The 17,070-nt window shown below is 64.8% G+C and carries 15 protein-coding genes; 14 read left to right on the forward strand and 1 reads right to left on the reverse strand.

The window, feature by feature from the left end; genetic code table 11:
- The first annotated feature begins 15 nt into the window (after positions 1-15).
- The 14 genes from xylB (at position 16) to gabD (ending at position 15,731) form a co-directional block, all read left to right on the forward strand.
- The gene (xylB, locus tag CNX70_RS01765) at positions 16-783 is read left to right on the forward strand and encodes a D-xylose 1-dehydrogenase (RefSeq protein ID WP_096232982.1); all 768 of its coding nucleotides are present in this window, start codon (positions 16-18) and stop codon (positions 781-783) included.
- Positions 780-2,567 (forward strand): IlvD/Edd family dehydratase, encoded by a 1,788-nt coding sequence (locus tag CNX70_RS01770; protein ID WP_096232984.1) that lies wholly within the window; start codon positions 780-782, stop codon positions 2,565-2,567. Before xylB ends, CNX70_RS01770 begins: the two co-directional genes overlap by 4 nt.
- A gap of 89 nt (positions 2,568-2,656) precedes the next feature.
- A complete protein-coding gene (gene xylF / locus CNX70_RS01775) occupies positions 2,657-3,631 on the forward strand; it encodes a D-xylose ABC transporter substrate-binding protein (RefSeq protein ID WP_096238229.1) in 975 nt (324 codons plus the stop codon).
- 135 nt (positions 3,632-3,766) lie between these two features.
- Positions 3,767-5,338: a D-xylose ABC transporter ATP-binding protein gene (xylG, locus tag CNX70_RS01780; RefSeq protein ID WP_096232986.1), complete on the forward strand. Its 1,572-nt coding sequence runs from the start codon at positions 3,767-3,769 to the stop codon at positions 5,336-5,338.
- A complete protein-coding gene (locus tag CNX70_RS01785) occupies positions 5,335-6,477 on the forward strand; it encodes a sugar ABC transporter permease (RefSeq protein ID WP_096232988.1) in 1,143 nt (380 codons plus the stop codon). Before xylG ends, CNX70_RS01785 begins: the two co-directional genes overlap by 4 nt.
- A 32-nt stretch (positions 6,478-6,509) precedes the next feature.
- Complete coding sequence (locus CNX70_RS01790) at positions 6,510-7,691, forward strand: XylR family transcriptional regulator (RefSeq protein ID WP_096232990.1); 1,182 nt, start codon at positions 6,510-6,512, stop codon at positions 7,689-7,691.
- Positions 7,688-8,458: an aldose epimerase family protein gene (locus tag CNX70_RS01795; RefSeq protein ID WP_096232992.1), complete on the forward strand. Its 771-nt coding sequence runs from the start codon at positions 7,688-7,690 to the stop codon at positions 8,456-8,458. The genes CNX70_RS01790 and CNX70_RS01795 overlap by 4 nt, the downstream gene beginning before the upstream one ends.
- Before the next feature lie 84 nt (positions 8,459-8,542).
- A complete protein-coding gene (locus CNX70_RS01800) occupies positions 8,543-9,556 on the forward strand; it encodes a 2-dehydro-3-deoxygalactonokinase (protein ID WP_096232994.1) in 1,014 nt (337 codons plus the stop codon).
- Entirely contained in the window at positions 9,553-11,283 is a 1,731-nt protein-coding gene (araD, locus tag CNX70_RS01805; protein ID WP_096232996.1) for an L-arabinonate dehydratase, read from the forward strand. Before CNX70_RS01800 ends, araD begins: the two co-directional genes overlap by 4 nt.
- Positions 11,284-11,297: 14 nt before the next feature.
- A complete protein-coding gene (locus tag CNX70_RS01810) occupies positions 11,298-12,191 on the forward strand; it encodes an SMP-30/gluconolactonase/LRE family protein (RefSeq protein WP_096232998.1) in 894 nt (297 codons plus the stop codon).
- Positions 12,192-12,204: 13 nt separating this feature from the next.
- On the forward strand, positions 12,205-12,858 hold the full coding sequence (locus tag CNX70_RS01815) for a bifunctional 2-keto-4-hydroxyglutarate aldolase/2-keto-3-deoxy-6-phosphogluconate aldolase (protein WP_096233000.1): 654 nt from the start codon (positions 12,205-12,207) through the stop codon (positions 12,856-12,858).
- A gap of 64 nt (positions 12,859-12,922) precedes the next feature.
- A complete protein-coding gene (locus CNX70_RS01820; protein WP_096233002.1) occupies positions 12,923-13,345 on the forward strand; it encodes a CoA-binding protein in 423 nt (140 codons plus the stop codon).
- The gene (locus CNX70_RS01825; protein ID WP_096233004.1) at positions 13,342-14,184 is read left to right on the forward strand and encodes a PPK2 family polyphosphate kinase; all 843 of its coding nucleotides are present in this window, start codon (positions 13,342-13,344) and stop codon (positions 14,182-14,184) included. The genes CNX70_RS01820 and CNX70_RS01825 overlap by 4 nt, the downstream gene beginning before the upstream one ends.
- Positions 14,185-14,276: 92 nt before the next feature.
- Positions 14,277-15,731, forward strand: a complete 1,455-nt coding sequence (gene gabD / locus CNX70_RS01830) for an NADP-dependent succinate-semialdehyde dehydrogenase (protein WP_096233006.1) — start codon at positions 14,277-14,279, stop codon at positions 15,729-15,731.
- Positions 15,732-15,894: 163 nt separating this feature from the next.
- On the opposite strand, the gene CNX70_RS01835 is transcribed toward gabD, so the two are convergent.
- Entirely contained in the window at positions 15,895-17,034 is a 1,140-nt protein-coding gene (locus CNX70_RS01835; RefSeq protein WP_096233008.1) for an extracellular catalytic domain type 2 short-chain-length polyhydroxyalkanoate depolymerase, read from the reverse strand.
- Positions 17,035-17,070 lie beyond the last annotated feature (36 nt).

Below are 17,070 nucleotides of genomic sequence, written 5' to 3' on the forward strand. Positions count from 1 at the left end.
AAAAAGAGAGACACCATGCAGCATGCAATCTATCCTAGCCTGGCCGGCAAGCGCGTCGTCATCACGGGCGGTGGCACCGGCATCGGTGTGGCCATCGTCGAGGCGTTCGCGCGCCAGGGCGCCCACGTCACCTTTCTCGACATTGCCCACGAAGCGTCGCGCGCGCTGCAGGAAAAGCTGGCACACCTGCCGCAGCCGCCCGTTTTCCGCTATTGCGACCTGACGGACCTGGGGGCCCTGGCCGCCACCTTCGCCGAGATCAAAAACGCCAGCGGTGGTACCGATATCCTTGTCAACAACGCAGCCAATGACGACCGCCACCAGTTGCAGGACGTCACGCCCGCCTACTGGGACGAGCGCATCGCCGTCAACCTGCGGCATCAGTATTTCTGCGCCCAGGCAGTGGCGCCGGCCATGCGCGCCAAGGGCAGCGGCGTGATCCTCAACCTGGGATCGATTTCCTGGCACCTGGCGCAAGCGAACCTGTCGATCTACATGACGGCGAAAGCCGGCATCGAGGGTCTCACGCGTGGCCTGGCGCGCGACCTGGGCGTCGACGGCATCCGCGTCAACTGCATCATTCCCGGCGCCGTGCGCACGCCGCGCCAGGAGCGGCTGTGGCATACGCCGGAAGCGGAAGCATTGATCCTGCAGGGCCAATGCCTGCAGACGCGCGTGGAGCCGGAAGACGTGGCGGCGCTGGCGCTGTTCCTCGCGTCGGACAATGCGGCCAAGTGCACCGGACGCGAATACTATGTCGACGCCGGCTGGTACGGCGCATGAACATTCCAGCCCAACGCCCGTCGCGGCGCTTCCGCTCGCAGGACTGGTTCGACAATCCCGAGCACATCGACATGACGGCGCTGTACCTGGAGCGCTTCATGAACTACGGCATCACTGCCGAGGAACTGCGTTCAGGGCGGCCCATCATCGGCATTGCGCAAAGCGGCAGCGATATCAGTCCCTGCAACCGCATCCACCTGGACCTGGCCCAGCGCGTGCGCGACGGCATCCGCGATGCGGGCGGCATCCCGATGGAATTCCCGCTGCACCCGATCTTCGAGAACTGCCGCCGTCCCACGGCCGCGCTGGACCGCAACCTGGCGTATCTGGGCCTGGTGGAAATCCTGCATGGCTACCCGATCGACGCCGTGGTGCTGACCACGGGCTGCGACAAGACCACGCCGGCACAGCTGATGGCCGCCGCCACGGTGGACATTCCCGCCATCGTGCTGTCGGGCGGTCCCATGCTCGATGGCTGGATGGACGGCGAGCTGGTGGGTTCCGGCGCCGCCATCTGGAAGGGCCGCCGCCAGCTATCCGCCGGCTTGATCGACAACGACAAATTCCTGCAGATCGCCGCCGCCTCGGCACCGTCGGCCGGCCACTGCAACACCATGGGCACGGCATCGACCATGAATGCGCTGGCCGAGGTGCTGGGCATGTCGCTGACGGGCTGTTCGGCCATCCCCGCGCCATACCGCGAGCGGGGCCAGATCGCCTATGCCACGGGGCGCCGCATCGTCGAACTGGCGCATGACGACGTGCGCCCGTCGAGCATCCTCACGCGCGAGGCGTTCCTGGACGCCATCATCGTCAACGCGGCCATCGGCGGCTCCACCAACGCCCAGCCGCATTTGATGGCCATGGCGCGCCATGCGGGCGTGGAGTTGTATTCGAGCGACTGGATGGCGCACGGCTACGACGTGCCGCTGCTGTTGAACATGCAGCCGGCCGGGAAATACCTGGGCGAGCGCTTCCACCGCGCCGGCGGCGTGCCGGCCGTGATGTGGGAGCTGCAGCAGGCGGGCTTGCTGCACGCGGACCGGTTGACGGTCACGGGCCAGAGCATGGCGCTAAACCTGGCGGGGCGTGAAAGCGCGGATCGCGAGATGATCCGCCCGTTTGCCGCGCCGCTGAAGGAAAAGGCCGGTTTCATGGCCTTGCAGGGCAACCTGTTCGACTTCGCCATCATGAAGACCAGCGTGATCTCGCCCGCTTTCCGCGAGCGCTACCTGTCGCGTCCCGGCAGCGAAGGCGTGTTCGACGCGCGCGCCATCGTCTTTGACGGGTCAAATGACTACCACGCGCGCATCAACGATCCGGCTTTGGCGATTGACGACAGCTGCATGCTGGTCATGCGCGGCGCCGGCCCCGTGGGCTGGCCCGGTTCGGCCGAAGTGGTCAACATGCAGCCGCCCGACGCGCTGCTCAAGGCCGGCATCTTGAACCTGCCGACCCTGGGCGACGGGCGCCAGTCGGGCACCTCGGACAGCCCTTCGATCCTGAATGCGTCGCCGGAAAGCGCCGTGGGCGGCGGCCTGGCGCTGCTGCGCACGGGCGACATCATCCGCGTGGACTTGACCGCGGGCCGCTGCGACATGCTGGTCGACGCCTCTGAGCTGGCGCGCCGCGCCACAGAGCTGCCGCCGCCCGTCAACGACAGCGCCACGCCATGGCAGGAGCTCTACCGCGCTAGCGTGGGCCAGCTCGAAACGGGCGCCTGCATGGAGCTGGCGCTGAAATACCGCGCCGTGGGACAAACCCTGCCACGCCACAATCATTGATTTTTAAAGCAGCACCCGTAGTGAAAAAAACGTTGTTAATAAAATCCATAAGGAGACACACAATGAACAAGATCATCAGTGCAGCCATCATGACCGCCATGCTGGCATTGAGCAGCAGCGCCGCCCTGGCCGACGCGAAAAATCCGAAGATCGGCTTTTCCATCGACGATTTGCGCGTGGAACGCTGGACGCGTGACCGCGATTTCTTCATCGCCGCCGCCGAGAAGCAGGGCGCCAAGGTCTTCGTGCAGTCGGCCGACGCCAGCGAGCAGCGCCAGATTTCGCAAATCGAAAACCTGATCTCGCGCGGCGTGGACGTGCTGGTGATCGTGCCGTTCAACGCCACAGTCCTCAACAACACCGTCAAGGAAGCGAAAAAGGCCGGCATCAAGGTGCTGTCGTATGACCGCCTGATCCTGAATGCCGATATCGACGCATATATCTCGTTTGACAACGAGAAAGTGGGCGAGATGCAGGCCGAAGGCGTGACCAAGCTGCAGCCGAAGGGCAATTACTACCTGCTGGGCGGCTCGCCGACCGACAACAATGCCAAGATGCTGCGCGAAGGCCAGATGAAGGTACTCAAACCGTTCATCGACAAGGGCGACATCAAGATCGTCGGCCAGCAGTGGGTGAAGGACTGGAGCGCCACCGAAGCGCTGTCCATCGTGGAAAACGCGTTGACGGCCAACGGCAACAAGATCGACGCCATCGTCGCCTCGAACGACGGCACGGCCGGCGGCGCCATCCAGGCCCTGGCCGCGCAAAAACTCGCCGGCAAGGTGCCCGTCTCGGGCCAGGATGCCGACCTGGCGGCGGTGAAACGCGTGATCGCCGGCACGCAGTCGATGACCGTCTACAAGCCGTTGAAAACCATCGCTACGGAAGCGGCCAAGCTGGCCATCCAGCTGGCGCGCAATGAAAAGCCTGCCTACAACTCCAGCTATGACAACGGCCTGAAAAAAGTCAGCACGGTGCTGCTGAAACCAACACCGCTGACCAAGGCGAATGTGAACATTCTCGTCGACGACGGCTTCTATACCAAGGCGCAGCTGGGAAACTGATAACCCACGTCATTTTTTGCCCCAACGGCAGAATCTGGGGTCGGACCCTGAGGGTCCGACCCCGGCCTTTCGTCGTTGGGGTTGGAATACCAGCTACAACCAGTGTAGTTTTTGTAATCCGCAACGAGAGTGAGCATGCTTGACTATCTGCTTGAAATGAAGGGCATCGTCAAACAGTTTGGCGACGTCCGCGCGCTTGACGGCATCGACCTGCAGGTGCGGGCCGGCGAGTGCATCGGCTTGTGCGGCGAGAATGGCGCCGGCAAGTCGACCCTGATGAAGGTGCTGTCCGGCGTGTACCCGCACGGCACCTGGGATGGCGAGATCCTGTGGGAGGGCCAGCCCCTGCGCGCGCAATCGATCCGCGACACGGAAGACGCGGGCATCATCATCATCCACCAGGAACTGATGCTGGTGCCGCAGTTGTCCGTGGCCGAGAATATCTTCATGGGCCGCGAGCTCACCCTGCCGGGCGGGCGCATGCATTACGCCGCCATGTACAAGCGCGCCGACGAGCTGCTGCGCGAATTGAAAATTCCCGAACTGAACGTGGCGCTGCCGGTCATGAACTATGGCGGCGGCCACCAGCAACTGGTGGAAATCGCCAAGGCGCTCAACAAAAATGCGCGCTTGCTGATTCTCGACGAGCCGTCATCGTCGCTGACGGCGTCGGAAATCGCCGTGCTGCTCGATATCCTGCGCGCCCTGAAAGCCAAGGGCGTCACCTGCATCTACATTTCGCACAAGCTCGATGAAGTGGCGGCCATCTGCGACACCATCGTCGTCATCCGCGACGGCAAGCATATCGCCACCACGCCGATGGCGCAGATGAACGTCGAGCGCATCATCGCGCAGATGGTGGGCCGCGAAATGAGCCAGCTGTACCCGCAACGCGCGCGGCCGGCACCTATCGGCGAAGTGCTGTTCGAGGCGCGCCACGTCACCTGCATCGATGCCGACAACCCGCAGCGCAAGCGGGTCGACGATGTGTCATTCACCCTGCGCAAAGGCGAGATCCTCGGCATCGCCGGCCTGGTGGGGGCGGGGCGCACGGAGCTCGTCTCGGCTCTGTTCGGCGCCTACCAGGGGCCGTGCCAGGCCGAGGTGTGGCTCGATGGCCGCCGCATCGACACTGCGTCTCCACAAAAGGCCATCGCCATGGGCCTGGCCATGGTGCCGGAAGACCGCAAGCACCACGGCATCGTGCCGGACCTGGACGTGGGGCAGAACATCACCCTGGCCGTGCTGGAGCAATTCGCGCGCGCCACGCGCATCGATGGCGAGGCGGAACTGGCGGCCGTGCGCGGCGAGATCGCCCAGCTGGAACTCAAAACAGCCAGTGCGTCGCTGCCCATCACGAGCCTGTCGGGCGGCAACCAGCAAAAGGCCGTGCTGGCCAAAATGCTGCTGACGCGCCCGCGCGTGCTGATCCTCGACGAGCCCACGCGCGGCGTCGATGTGGGCGCCAAATATGAAATCTACAAATTGATGCTGGCGCTGGCCGACCGGGGCGTGGCCATCATCATGGTCTCGTCTGAACTGGCCGAAGTGCTGGGCGTGTCCGACCGCGTACTGGTGATGGGCGAAGGCCGGTTGCGCGGCGACTTTATCAACGATGGCCTGAGCCAGGAAACCGTGCTGGCGGCGGCGCTGGACCAGCGTCCGGCGCCCGCCACCAACACCGCAAACAAGGAACCCGCAGCATGAAACCGCACAGTATCAAACAGCTGTTCACCCAATACAAGATGCTGGCCCTCTTGATCGCCGTGGCGCTGATCTGGGCCTTCTTTTCGTGGAAGACGCAGGGCAGTTTCCTCACGCCGCGCAACCTGTCGAACCTGCTGCGCCAGATGTCCGTCACCGGCATCCTCGCCTGCGGCATGGTGCTGGTGATTATCGCCGGCGAGATCGACCTGTCGATCGGTTCCATGCTGGGACTGTTGGGCGGCATCGCCGCCGTGCTGGACGTGACGCAGCACTGGCCGCTGGCGCTGAACCTGGCGGCCGTACTCGGCTGCGGCCTGGTGATCGGCCTCTTGAACGGCTACCTGACGGCGTACCGGGGCATCCCGTCCTTCATCGTCGGCCTGGGCGGCATGCTCGCGTATCGCGGCGTCCTGCTGGGCATCACGGGCGGCATCACGATCGCACCCGTCTCCGAGCCGATGGTCTACCTGGGGCAGGGTTACTTGCCCGCGGCGCCCGGCATCGTGCTGGGCGTCGGCCTGTTCCTGCTGGCCGCCTTTTTGACCTGGCGCGCGCGCGCCAGCCGCGCGCAGCATGGCTTGCCGCAGACGGCGCCCTGGGCCGACGGCTTGCGCCTGGCCGTCATCGGCGCGGTGCTGTATGCCTTCGTGCAAACCCTGAACGGCTATGAAGGCATCCCGCTGCCCGTGCTGTTGCTGCTGGCCTTGCTGGGGTTGTTCAGCTATATCACCAGTCAGACCGTGTTCGGCCGCCGCATCTACGCCGTCGGCAGCAATATGGAGGCGACGCGTTTGTCCGGCATCAACGTGAAAGCCGTCAAGTTGTGGATCTTCGGCATCATGGGCCTGATGTGCGCGCTGGCTGGCCTGATCAACACGGGCCGCCTGGCGGCAGGGTCCCCATCGGCCGGCACCTTCAGCGAACTCGATGCGATTGCCGCCTGCTTCATCGGCGGCACCTCGATGCGCGGCGGCTCGGGCACCGTGTACGGCGCCCTGATCGGCGCGCTGGTCATGGCCAGCCTGGATAACGGCATGTCCATGCTGGACGTGGACACCTACTGGCAGATGATCGTGAAAGGCAGTATCCTCACCCTCGCCGTGTGGGTCGATGTCAGCACGCGAGCAGGGCGTCGTTAGCCGTGAAACGATCTGGCACGCGAGGAGACACCATGAAGATGCCGACCGCGCACCGGATCGCGCTGCTGTTTAACGGCAATAAAATCTACGACCGCGACATCATCGCGGGCATCGCAGCCTATCTGAACACCACGCGCGTGTCGTGGGACCTGTTCCTGGAAGAGGATTTTCGCTGCCGCCTGCCCGGCATCGAGCGCTGGCAGGGCGACGGCATCATCGCCGATTTCGACGATCCCGCCGTCTGCGCGGCGCTGGCGCACAGCCGCCTGCCCGTGGTGGCCGTGGGCGGATCGTATGCGCGCGCCGAGGATTACCCGGCCGGCATCCCGTACGTGGCGACCGATAATTTCAAGATCGTCAAGCTGGCCTATGAGCACCTGGTGGAAGCGGGCTTGACGCGCTTTGCCTGTTTCAGCCTGCCCGAGGCCGATGTCAACCGCTGGGCGCAGGAGCGCGAAACGGCGTTTTGCGCCTTGATGCAGCGCGACCATATGCGCGCCGACGTGTACCGGGGCGTCGCCACCAGCGCGCCCGCGTGGGACGAAGCGGTGGAGCAGCAGATCGCCTGGCTCAACAGCCTGGAAAAACCCGTCGGCATCATCGCCGTGAGCGACGCGCGCGCGCGCCAGCTGCTGCAAGCCTGCATGCATGCGGGCATCGCCGTGCCGGAGCAAGTCGCGCTGATCGGCATCGACAACGACCCGCTGGCGCGCATGCTCACGCGCATTCCATTGAGTTCCGTGATCCAGGGCACGGAGGAAATGGGCCGCACGGCGGCGCATTTGCTGCACCAGATGTTGAATGGTGCGCGCCTGTCCGGCACGCGCATCCTGGTGCCGCCGGCCGGCCTGAATGTGCTCGCGTCCACGCGCCACCAGCCCTTCCAGCATCCGCAGGTGATGCAGGCGCGCCACTTCATTCGCCAGTACGCGTGCCAGGGCATCAAGACGGAGCAGGTGGCCGATTACGTGGGCGTGTCGCGCTCCTCGCTCGAAGCGCACTTTCGCCAGGAACTGGGGCGCAGCGTGCACGATGAAATCCTGCATTTCAAGCTCGATGCGGCCAAGACCCTGCTGGCGCGCGGGCCGGGGCAGGTGGCCGAGGTGGCCGTGCGTTGCGGCTTTACCACGGTGCAGTACATGCACGCCGTCTTCAAGCGCGAACTCGGTTGCACGCCGCGCGAATTCCAGCAGCGCAGCCAGCCCCCGCCATGACGATTTTTACCTTGCACAATGCGCGCGGCATGCGCGTGGCCATCGACGCGCACGATGCCAGCGTGCGGGCCTGGTGGGCACCCGACCGCTATGGCCGCCTGGCCGATGTGCTGGGCGCGGCGCCCCCTGCGGCGCGTGCGCCCACGGGCTGGCAGTGCGCGCCGCCGGACGACGGCCACCTGCTGCTGCACCTGACACAAGACGGCCTGACGGTGCGCCTGGCCTACCGGCTCGACGACGATGGCAGCCTGCACCTCGACTGCGCCGCCACGGCCGATGCGGTTTCCCGTTTTGCGCTTGCCGCGCCGCGCTTCAATCTGCAGGGTCATCATGCCGCCGTGGGCGACCATGTGCTGCGCCTGGCCGCCGATCACTACTCGCTTGGCGGCTGCGCGGACGGCTCTCCGCTCGATGTGGCGGGCAGCGCCTTGGACTTTCGCCAGCCGGCGCCGCTCGCATCGCGCCTGGCCTGGCCGGCGCTGGCGCATCTAACTGGGTTCCGGCATGACTTTTACTGGACGGGCTGCGGCCAGCTGCGCGAAGCAGCACGGGTTGCCGACCCCGCGTCGGGTCGGGTCTTGCGTTTTTCCAGTAGCCAGGACAGCTGCCATCTGTCTTCCGATGGACGCTGTTTTTCCCTGCTGGCGCGGGGCGTGCAATTGCAGCCGGGACAGGTGATGCGCTTCACGCTCGCCTACCGTTTGGGCGTGCAGGATCTCGACGCGTTTGACATATCCGAACCGGTATCAATGATGTCAAATAAGTGATTGGTCAGATATGCGGGGCAGTTCTACCATGGGGTAGTTTTTCCCTCATCTATTTTTGTCCTGACCGACGCTGCGAACCTGCCCATGAACATACTCACCATCGATGCCGGCACCACCAATACGCGTACCTTGCTGTGGCGCGCAGGCGCTGTCGTCGCCCAGGCGCAGCTGGAAACGGGCGTGCGCAATACCGCCATCGATGGCCATAACGGCGCGCTGAAACAGGCGCTGCGCGACACCATCGCCAGCGTGCTGGCCAGCGCCGGCATCGCGCCGTGCGAGGTGGACCTGGCGCTGGCCTCGGGCATGATCAGCTCGCCCATGGGCGTGCAGGAAGTGCCACATTTGCCGGCGCCCGCCGGCCTGGCCCAGCTGGCGCAAGGCATGCAGACGGTGGACTTGCCCGACGTGCTGGCGCAGCCCCTGTGGCTGATCCCGGGCGTGCGCAACCAGCATGGCGCCGTCGGCCTGCATAACGTCGAGGCGATGGACATGATGCGCGGCGAAGAGACGGAAGTCGTCGCGCTGCTCGAGCGCTTGCAGTTGCGCGGCGCGGCGACCCTGATCATGCCCGGTTCGCATACCAAATTGATCAGCGTGGACGAGCAGCGCCGCATCCTCGGCTGCAGCACCACCATCGCGGGCGAGTTGCTGCAGGCGATCACGCAGCACACCCTGATCAAGCAATCGGTCGATGGCGGTTTTGCCCAGACCCTGGTGCCGAAAATGCTGCTGGCCGGCGCGGCCGCGGCGCAAAAAACGGGGCTGGCGCGCGCCTGCTTCAGCGTGCGCACGCTGGGCCAGTTCAGCGCCGTCGAATGCAATGAACGGGCCAATTTCCTGATGGGGGCTGTCCTCAGCGGCGACCTGCTGGCGCTGCGCAACAGCACCGCCATCCAGATGCGGCCCGATACGCCGCTCGTCATTACCGGCAAACCCATGCTGCGCCAGGCGCTCGGCTTGCTGATCGAAGAACACGGATTTTTTTATGGCAAGCGCATCATCGTCGACGACCAGCAGCAGGCAAATCTGGCCGGTCACGGTGCGCTGCTGATCGCCGCCGCGCGCGGCTTGATTTCCCCGCAGGAGACGGTATGAGTGACAACAAGAACAAGCGTCCCTTGCGTTCGCAGTCGTGGTTTGGCGGCGACGACAAGGACAGTTTTATTCACCGCAGCTGGATGAAGAACCAAGGTTATCCCGGCGACGCTTTCGATGGCCGTCCCGTCATCGGCATCTGCAATACCTGGTCCGAACTGACGCCCTGCAATGGCCATTTCCGCGACCTGGCCGAGATGGTCAAGCGCGGCGTGCTCGAAGCGGGCGGTTTTCCCGTCGAATTTCCCGTGATGTCGCTGGGCGAGACGAATCTGCGCCCGACAGCCATGCTGTTTCGTAACCTGGCCAGCATGGATGTGGAAGAATCGATCCGCGCCAACCCGATCGACGGCGTGGTGCTGCTGACGGGCTGCGACAAGACCACCCCGGCCCTGCTGATGGGCGCGGCCAGCGTGGACTTGCCCACCATCGTGCTGTCGGGCGGCCCCATGTTGAACGGCAACTATCGAGGCAAACCGATCGGCTCGGGCACGGACGTGTGGAAGTTTTCCGAAGACGTGCGCGCCGGACGCATGACCTCAAACGAATTCAAGCAGGCCGAAGCGTGCATGTCGCGCTCCGCCGGCCACTGCATGACCATGGGCACGGCATCCACCATGGCCAGCATGGTCGAGGCGCTGGGCGTGACCCTGCCCGGCAACGCGGCCATTCCCGCCGTCGATGCGCGCCGCAAGCTGCAGGCGCAGCTGACTGGCCGGCGCATCGTCGACATGGTGCATGAAGACCTGAAACTGTCGCAGATCCTCACGCGCGACGCGTTTGAAAACGCCATCATGGTCAACGGCGCCATCGGCGGCTCGACGAATGCCGTGATCCATCTGCTGGCCATTGCCGGGCGCATCGGCGTGGACATGCGCCTGGCCGACTGGGACCGCCTGGGCCGCGACATTCCCTGCCTGCTCAACCTGATGCCGTCGGGCCAGTACCTGATGGAGGATTTTTACTATGCGGGCGGCCTGCCCGTGATCATTCGCGACTTGCTGGGCACATTGCATGGCGAGGCGCTCACCGTCACGGGCGCCAGCATGGCCGTCAACGTGGCCGAGGCGGAAAATTTCAATCCCGAGGTGATCACGCCGCTGGCGCAGCCATTCAAGGACGAGGGCGGCATCGCTGTCCTGCACGGCAACCTGGCCCCGCGCGGCGCCGTCATCAAGCCTTCGGCCGCTTCGCCGGAGCTGATGCAGCACCGTGGCCGCGCCGTCGTCTTCAACAGCATCGAGCACTATAAAAAGCGCGTCGACGATCCCGCGCTCGATATCGATGCCAGCTGCGTGATGGTGCTGCAAAATTGCGGCCCGCAGGGCTATCCGGGCATGGCGGAAGTGGGCAATATGGGGCTGCCAAAAAAACTGCTGGAGCAGGGCGTGCGCGACATGGTGCGCATCTCGGACGCGCGCATGAGCGGCACGGCCTACGGCACGGTGGTGCTGCACGTGGCGCCGGAAGCGGCCGTGGGCGGGCCGCTGGCGCTGGTGCGCGATGGTGACATGATTGAACTCGACGTGGCGGGACGCCGTTTGCACCTGGATGTCGACGAGGCCGAACTGGCGCGCCGGCGCGCAGAGTGGCGCGCTCCCGAGCCGGCCATGAAGGGCGGCTACCAGTCCATGTACATCAAGCACGTGACGCAGGCCGATGAAGGCGCGGACCTGGACTTCCTCGTCGGTTGCCGTGGCTCGGCCGTACCACGCGAATCTCACTGAAAGAAGGAACAGACATGGGGACACGGGCCCAATTACTGGTCGATGCGCAGAATTTCCTGGGCGAAGGCGTGCGCTGGTGCGAACGCAGCGGCCGCGTTTTCTGGACGAATATCGAAGGCTGCCAGCTGCATGCGCTGGTGCTGGCCACGGGCGAACGCCAGAGCTGGGCCATGCCCGAGCGCCTGGCGTGTTTCGCGCTGACGCACAGCGACGAGGTGCTGCTGCTGGGACTGGCCTCGCGCCTGGCGTGGTTTGACGCGCGCAGCGGGGCCGTCACGCCCTTGCACACGGTGGAGGGGGACTTGCCCATGACGCGCCTGAACGATGGCCGCTGCGACCGCCAGGGACGCTTTGTCTTCGGCACGCTCGATGAACGCCCCTGCCGTGATGCGATCGCCAGCTTTTACCGCCTCAACCTGGACTTGAGCCTGGAGCGCTTGCCGCTGCCGCCCATCGCCATCTCGAACAGCATCTGCTTCAGCGTCGATGGCACGGCCATGTATTTTTGCGATTCGATGAAGAAGGCGATCTACCGCTGGGACGATTACCTGGGGGGCGACGCCAGCCGGGTGCGCGTGTTTGCCGTGCTCGATCCCGGCCCCGGCGCGGCCGACGGCGCGACCATCGATGCGCACGACCACTTGTGGAGCGCGCAATGGGGCGCGGGACGCGTATTGCGCTTCGCGCCGGACGGCAGCGTCGAGCGCGCGATCACCTTGCCCGTCTCGCAACCCAGCTGCGTGAGCCTGGGCGGCCCGCACTACGACGAATTGTTCGTCACCACCGCTCAGGAGAGTTTGACGCCGGCCCAGCTGGCGGGCGAACCGCTGGCCGGGGGATTGTTTCATGCGCGCCAAGTGGACGTGCGCGGTTTGCCGGAAGTGCGCTTTGGCGCCCTGCCGGCCTGACAGGAGAAGGCATATGCAAAAACATACGATTTTCGAAGGTATCCTGGAACGGGGCATGGTCGGCATCGTGCGCGCCGGCTCGCCCGATGCGGCCGTGCAGATTGCCGAGGCATGCATCGCCGGCGGCATCACGGCGCTGGAAGTGGCGTTCACCACGCCCGATACCCTGGGCGTGCTGCGTACCCTGCGCGAACGCCATGGTCATGAGGTGCTGCTGGGCGCGGGCACGGTGCTCGATACGGAGACGGCGCGCGCCGCCATCCTGGCCGGCGCGCAGTTCATCATCTCGCCCGGCGTGAACGTGGAAACCATCACGCTGTGCCAGCGCTACCAGGTGCTGGCCATGCCGGGTGCGATGACGCCGACGGAAATCGTCACGGCCCTGCAGGCGGGCGCCGACATCGTCAAGGTCTTCCCCGCCGAAATGTTCGGCCCCGCCTACATCAAGGCCCTGCGTGCACCGTTGCCGCAAGCGCCGTTGATGCCGACGGGCGGCGTGACGGTGGAAAACCTGCATGCATGGTTTGCCAGCGGCGCCGTGGCCGTGGGTATCGGCGGCAGCCTGAGTGGCCCGGGCGCCACGGGAGATTACGCTGCCGTGACGGCGCGTGCGCAAGCTTTCGTGGCGCAGATGGCGCTCATACGCACGGCTAAGTCTTCTGGCTAGCTCCCGGCGGGATGGGAATCTGCTACGCTAGGCGGGCAATGTCGCACGCCCAACTACAGAAACCATGTCCAACATCGCCCGCATCCTGCAAGACAGCCGCATCATCGCCATCGTCGGCATGTCCGACAAGCCCGAACGCGCCAGCCACGAAGTGGCCGATTACCTGCTGCAGCATGGCTACCGCGTGTTGCCCGTCAATCCGGCCCTCGCCGGTAAGGAAGTGCTGGGCCAGCGCGCCTATGCCAACCTGATGGAGGCTGCGGCGGCTGTGGCGCCGGCGCGCATCGACATCGTCGATTGCTTCCGCAAGTCCGAGGATATCCTGCCCATCGCCGAAGAAGCCATCGCCGTCAAGGCAGGCTGTTTGTGGCTGCAGCTCGATATCATCAACGAGCAGGCGGCGCAACTGGCACGGGCGGCTGGCCTGGACGTGGTGATGGACCACTGCACAAAAATTGAGCACCGCAAGCTGGCGGTGGCGGCATGAAGGCGCGCACGCAATTTCGCGCCGGCCAGGGCTTCGAGCTGAACGAGGAATTCGCCGGCAAGCGCTTGCTGGGCGCCGCCACCAAGGCGGCCAACAAGAAGCTGACGCCAGCCCAGTGCAAGGCCCTGGACCGCGAGGAAACCGTGGCGCTGACGGCGCAGATCGCCGAGTGCCAGAGCATGCTGTATGCGCAGCACAAGAAAAAAGTGCTGCTGGTGCTGCAGGGCATGGATACCTCGGGCAAGGACGGCACGGTCAAGGCCATCTTCAGCAACATCAATCCGATGGGCATCCGCGCCGTGGCGTTCAAGGGCCCCACCGATATCGAACTGGCGCACGATTACCTGTGGCGCGTGCACCAGCACGTGCCCGTCAAGGGCGAGATCGCCATCTTCAACCGCAGCCATTACGAAGATGTGCTGATCACGCGGGTGCAGGACATGATCGACAAGGCCGAGTGTCAGCGCCGCTACGCGCAGATCCGCGATTTCGAGCGCATGCTGAGCGAAACGGGCACCGTCATCCTGAAAGTCTTCCTGCATATTTCGAAGGATGAGCAACGGGGACGGCTGCAGGAGCGGCTTGACGATCCCGACCGCCAGTGGAAGTTCGACCCCAACGATATCGCCCAGCGCAAGAAGTGGGGTGGCTATCAGCGCGCCTATGAAACGGCGATCCGCGAGACCGATGCCGATCACGCGCCGTGGTACGTGGTGCCATCGAACTCCAAGACGCAGCGCAACCTGGTGGTCGCCTCGCTGCTGCTGGAAACGCTGCAGGGCATGAAGCTGGAATACCCGGCGCCGGACCCGAAACTGTCGTCTTTCAAGGTCGAGTAGAGGCGAGGGCAGTTCAGCGCTGCGCCTGCGGAATCGGCCGCGCTGTGGCATAGTATCCCTCGTCGATAATTCAAACCAGACCGGAGATCCATATGCTGCAGTTGAAAGATCCTACCTTGTTGCGTCACCAGGCTTACGTGAATGGAGCCTGGGTGGATGCCGATGGTGGCCAGACGATTAATGTGAGCAATCCCGCCACCGGCGAGCATATCGGCACGGTGCCCCTGATGGGCGCAGCCGAGACGCGCCGCGCCATCGAGGCGGCCAATGCCGCCTGGCCTGCCTGGCGCAAGAAGACGGCCAAGGAACGCGCGGCCGTGCTGCGCCGCTGGCATGACCTGATCCTGGAAAACGCCGACGACCTGGCGCTGATCATGACCACCGAGCAGGGCAAGCCCCTGCCGGAAGCGAAGGGCGAAGTGCAGTTCGGTGCCTCGTTCATCGAGTGGTTTGCCGAAGAAGGCAAGCGCGTCGCTGGCGACACCCTGCAATCGCCGTGGCCGGACCGCCGCCTGGTCATCACCAAGGAACCGATCGGCGTGTGCGCCGCCATCACGCCGTGGAACTTCCCCGCCGCCATGATCACGCGCAAAGTCGGCCCGGCCCTGGCCGCCGGCTGCCCGATGGTCCTGAAGCCTGCCGAAGCCACCCCGTTTTCCGCGCTGGCGCTGGCCGTGCTGGCCGAGCGCGCGGGCGTGCCTGCGGGCGTGTTCAGCATCGTTACGGGTGCGCCGAAAGACATCGGCGGCGAAATGACCTCGAACCCCATCGTGCGCAAGCTGACGTTTACGGGCTCGACCCAGGTGGGCCGCTTGCTGGCCGAGCAATGCGCGCCAACGATCAAGAAACTCTCGCTGGAACTGGGCGGCAATGCGCCCTTCATCGTCTTCGACGACGCCGACTTGGATGCGGCCGTGGAAGGCGCCATCGCCTCGAAATACCGCAACGCGGGCCAGACCTGCGTCTGCGCCAACCGCCTGTACGTGCAGGACAGCGTGTATGACGCGTTTGCCGAAAAACTGGTGGCCGCCGTGGCCAAGCTGAAGGTGGGCAATGGCATCGAGGCGGGCGTGACGCAAGGCCCGCTGATCGACGCCAAGGCTGTGGCCAAGGTGGAAGAGCACGTGGCCGATGCATTGGCCAAGGGCGGCCGCCTGCTGGCCGGCGGCAAGCGCCATGCGCTGGGCAATGGCTTCTTCGAGCCGACCATCATCGCCGACGTGACGAACGACATGCGCGTGGCCACCGAAGAAACCTTCGGCCCGCTGGCGCCGCTGTTCCGCTTCAAGACCGACGATGAAGTCATCGCCCTGGCCAACAACACGGAATTCGGCCTGGCCGCCTACTTCTATTCGCGCGACATCGGCCGCATCTGGCGCGTGGCAGAAGGCCTGGAAACGGGCATGGTTGGCGTCAACACGGGCCTGATCTCGAACGAGATCGCGCCCTTCGGCGGCGTCAAGCAATCGGGCCTGGGCCGTGAAGGGTCGACCTACGGTATCGAGGACTACCTTGTCATCAAATACATCTGCATGGGCGGTATCTAAGGCCGCTTAACGTGAGCCGCGGCGCGATCTAGGATGCTTGATTAAATCTACTGCGCGGCGCGCTTTCCGGCCTGCGATGCTCGCTGTACTAAAGTACAGCTGCGCTTCTTAGCCAGAAATCGTTGCCGCTCGCTACGATTTTCTCAAGCATCCGTGACGTCTGTTATCGACGGCTGTTGCGAGCCGATCCTAACCTGTCCAGCATGCCCTTGACCGCTTGCATCTGCGTGCCGCTCTTGCGGTAAAAATCCGGGTCGATCGGGTTGATGCTGGTGTAGCCCCAGAAATCCCAGCAGCCTTTCGGGTTGTACGGGTAGACGGGGCTCGGTTCGGCCTGCGGATACAGCACAATGATCTTGTTGGCGTCCGCCACCTGGTTGTAGCCGGTGCTGGTATAGAAGCGGTCGCCGATCGCCTGCGTCGTTTGCAGGCAGCCGTGGAACACCACGTGCACGCGGCAGCTCTCGCTGTCGCAGGCTTTCGGGATGTAGGCGTAGCCCGTATTGTTCATGCTGGAGTACGCGTTCTGGATGAAGCTGCGCTGGTTGAAGGCGATCAGCTTGCCCGTCAGGGTGGTCGACGACGGTTGCAGGTCCGGGTACAGGTGCTGCAGGATGTCGCGCGCCTGCACGAAGTCGCAGTCATTGATGAAGGGCGAGTCCGTCACGGCGCACGGCTTGTCCTGATTGTTGTCTGTGATGATGGCATGGCCCGCACCGACCGTATCGACGAAGCGGATCTGCGCCGCCGGCGTGCCTGCCAGTTGATAGAATTTTCCCACCTGTTCCACCACCGGCCGCGTCACGGTCTGGTCTTTCGTTCCGCTGAACAGATACACGCGCTGGCGTTTCAGGTTGGCCGTGTCGTCGATGAGACGGGCGCGTGCAAAATCGTTCGCTGCGCGCAGCAATTCGCTCGCCACGGGCGGCGCCACCTGTGCGCTGCCCGGATTCATGCATGTGGTCAGGGCATTCGTCAGGTAGGGAATGTAGGGAAAGCGGCCCGGCTGGCCCGAACAGAAATATGGACCGCCGGCGATGATGCCGGCGCCGGCCACCGTGGCCGAGTAGGCGACGGCAAATTGCGCCGCCATGAAGCCGCCCGAGGACAGACCCGATACGGTGGTCTGGCTCAGGTCGGCCTGGTAGGCGGGCAGGGCGGCGGCATCCTTGCTCGCGGCGGGCTTGACGGCTTTGGCCGCCGTGGCGGCGTGCGCGCTTGCTGGCGCCAGGACGAGCAGGCTGGCGGCCAGCAGGGTGGTGGTTAGTGTGGTCAGGTGCGCGGTCAGGTGCGGGAAGGGCATGGTGGCTCCACAAGGCAAGGGCAGGAAGGCCGAGCA

Origin of the sequence: Janthinobacterium svalbardense, assembly GCF_002327145.1 — a bacterium.
Lineage (GTDB): Bacteria > Pseudomonadota > Gammaproteobacteria > Burkholderiales > Burkholderiaceae_D > Janthinobacterium > Janthinobacterium tructae.